The following is a 3,040-nucleotide window of genomic DNA, read 5'->3' as shown; positions in this document are numbered from 1 at the left end:
TTAAAATGCTGCATGACCCAACTATTCAAGTCAAAGGTTTATTTTCTACCGTTTCTTCTGAAAGCGACCGCCTGCCAATGCATGAAGTTAGGCGAACCTGGCTTACAAGGCAGGCGGAAGCGATTGGCCTGCCTCTCTACGAATTAGAATTGCCTTCACAGGCGTCGAATGAAATTTACGAAAGAGAGCTCCATAAGCAGTTTGAGCAGTTTATTAAACAGGGAGTTCAGTCTATCGTGTATGCTGATCTATTTCTCGATGATATAAAGAACTACCGTGATGAACTGATGAAAAGGATGGGAATGCAAGGCATTTACCCACTCTGGGGTACGAATTCTGGGGAAATCGCACATGAATTTCTAAGGCAAGGGTTTAAGGCAGTGATTACGACGGTAGATACTGACCAGCTTTCTGGAGAGTCTGCGGGTCATATGTACAATGAAGATTTCTTAAGAGAGCTTCCAGCATCCGTGGATCCTTGCGGTGAATATGGAGAATTTCATACATTTGTTTTCGACGGACCCATATTTAATCAACCGATCTCTATAAAAACAGGGGATTCTTTTTCGACTATGAATGAGCGGTTTGCTCATATAGAGCTGAAGGAATAATGTAACCAAATCTTAAGAAGGGGGCAGTCTGGTAACATTTGTGTCTTTCATTAACCGGTTTGTCCTATTATTTTTCTTATTGTTAAGATAATAGCGGTATATAAACTATGATAGGATGGTAATGATATCAGTTATTAATCACTTTATTATGGAGGTTACTATGGAAGATTTATTAAAAATGACAGATAAGAATGTAGTGATCATGGGTGTAGCGAATAACCGCAGTTTGGCCTGGGGTGTCGCCCAGTCCCTTTATAAAGCAGGGGCAAATCTCATCTTTACATATAGAAAAGATCGTTCCTATACAAAGCTAAAGAAGCTGCTGGAAGAGAATGAAATGGCAGCGGCAGCGGTCGTTCCCTGTGATGTAAATAATGATGAAAGCATCCAGGAAGCTTTTCAGACGATTGGAGAAAAAGTGGATTGTATTCACGGAGTGGTACACTCCATCGCCTTCGCCCACGCGGAGGACTTAAAAGGTGAATTTCTTAATACTTCAAGAAGCGGGTTTGCATTTGCTCAGGATACAAGCGCGTATTCCCTAATTGCTGTGGCCAAAGCAGCTCATCCTTATATGAAAGAAGGAGGCGCGATAACAGCCATGAGCTATCTCGGAGCTGAGCGCGTAGTAGAAGGTTACAATGTAATGGGAGTGGCAAAAGCATCGCTCGAATCTACTGTAAAATATCTAGCCGCAGATTTAGGAAAGCACAATATCCGTGTGAACGCTCTTTCAGCGGGGGCGATCCGCACGCTTGCAGCAAAAGGAGTACCTTCATTTAACGAAATACTCCACAAGATTGAAGATACTGCGCCGCTTCGCAAAAATGTAACCAAGGAAGAGGTTGGAGATATGACGCTTGCCATGATGAGCCATCTTTCCAGAGGGGTTACAGGTGAAATTGTGTATGTAGATTCAGGTTATAACATACTTGGATAGCTTAAAAAAAGTCCGATTCTCCGGGGAGAGTCGGACTTTCTTTAACTACAGATGTTTTAAAATTCAAGGAAGTTATTTCTTGGAAAGAAAACGTTTCATACTTCTAAATTAGGGAAAAGTAAGCATTAGACAAGGAAATAAGACGCAGGACAAAAAGAACAGAATGGAGGATCAGAAAGATGCAAAAACAACAGACCATTATTGAAGAATCTCTAAAAGCTTTAATGGAAGATGAAGCGTTCCTGCCTGATCTCCAGGCACAGACACGTGAACAGGCCTTTAAATCCCTGGTAGCTTTACTTTCCACCCCCAATCATATACATAAATCCTTTTTGAGGGTGACGCTGGATGACAACACCATTGTTCGTATTCCGGCATTCCGGGTCCAGCACAGCGATACAGTAGGGCCATACAAAGGCGGGGTACGATTCCACGAATCCGTAAATGAAGGAGAAGTGTCGAACCTGGCCAAGCTGATGACCTTGAAAAATGCACTCCATGAGCTTCCTTTTGGTGGAGGTAAAGGCGGGGTGGTTATTAAACCTGAAGAGTACAACATTAAAGAACTCAATCTGATATGTAAGAAATATGTCCAGTATTTCGATGATATACTAGGTCCTGATAAAGACATTCCTGCTCCGGACGTAGGAACCGGTGAACGGGAGATGGACTGGATGATGGGCGAATTCAAAAACATTCATCCCGGTGAACCTTACCGCAACAGCTTTACAGGAAAGAGTGTAGTTAACGGCGGATCACTTGGAAGACGTGAAGCTACCGGTAAAGGAGTTTACTTCACATTCCGTTATATGATGCACAACTTTTTAAATGAAAATAAAAAGTGGTTGTCCGAAACCGATAACGTTTTTGCAAATACTGCTTTAAATCATCATGATCAAAAGCTAAGCATGGCTGTACAAGGATTTGGTAATTTGGGTTCTGTAGCAGCTCTTGAGGCTTATCAGTGCGATTATCTTCAGAACAAAATCGTAGCGGTCAGCGACCACAATGTTATGCTTTACAATAATGACGGGCTTGATATCCCTGCTCTCATCAAGTTCACTGAAAAATCAGATGGAGATCTTCCAACGAGGAAAGATGAGTTGGAAGAGCATGAAATTAAAGCAGAGATCAGAGAGCGTGATGAACTGCTGGAAATGGATTGTGACGTTCTTCTGCTTGCTGCACTTGAGGATCAAATTCACGAAGATAATATGGAACGGATTCAGGCTTCTATGATCATAGAAGGGGCGAACGGTCCGATTACAGAAGATGCTGACCGGTATCTTGCCGATAAAGGTGTATTAATTGTACCGGATATCCTTGCGAACGCAGGCGGGGTTATTGTTTCATACTACGAATGGATTCAGGGCCGTGAAGCGCAATTTATGACAGAGGACCAGGTTTTTGAGCGTTTATTTGATAAAATGAAGTATACGATGGATACAATTCTACCACAGTTCTTTGGGGATCCATTCCCGCTTAGACA

General features: G+C 42.4%; 3 protein-coding genes. All 3 read left to right on the top strand.

The features are described from left to right. Positions 1–611 (top strand): hypothetical protein (locus WAM07_RS08005; RefSeq protein WP_422165964.1); only part of this gene is annotated, 611 nt, incomplete at its 5' end. 160 nt (positions 612–771) lie between these two features. Beyond that, positions 772–1,551, top strand: coding sequence for an enoyl-ACP reductase FabI (gene fabI, locus WAM07_RS08000; RefSeq protein WP_422165963.1), 780 nt, complete (start codon positions 772–774; stop codon positions 1,549–1,551). 179 nt (positions 1,552–1,730) lie between these two features. After that, the coding region (locus tag WAM07_RS07995) for a Glu/Leu/Phe/Val family dehydrogenase (protein WP_422165962.1) at positions 1,731–3,040 on the top strand (1,310 nt) is incomplete at its 3' end.

It is taken from the genome of Halobacillus sp., from assembly GCF_049282395.1.
Classification (GTDB): Bacteria; Bacillota; Bacilli; order Bacillales; family Halobacillaceae; genus Halobacillus.
Note: the sequence above shows the minus strand (reverse complement) of the source record. Positions and strands in the feature narration are given on the sequence as shown.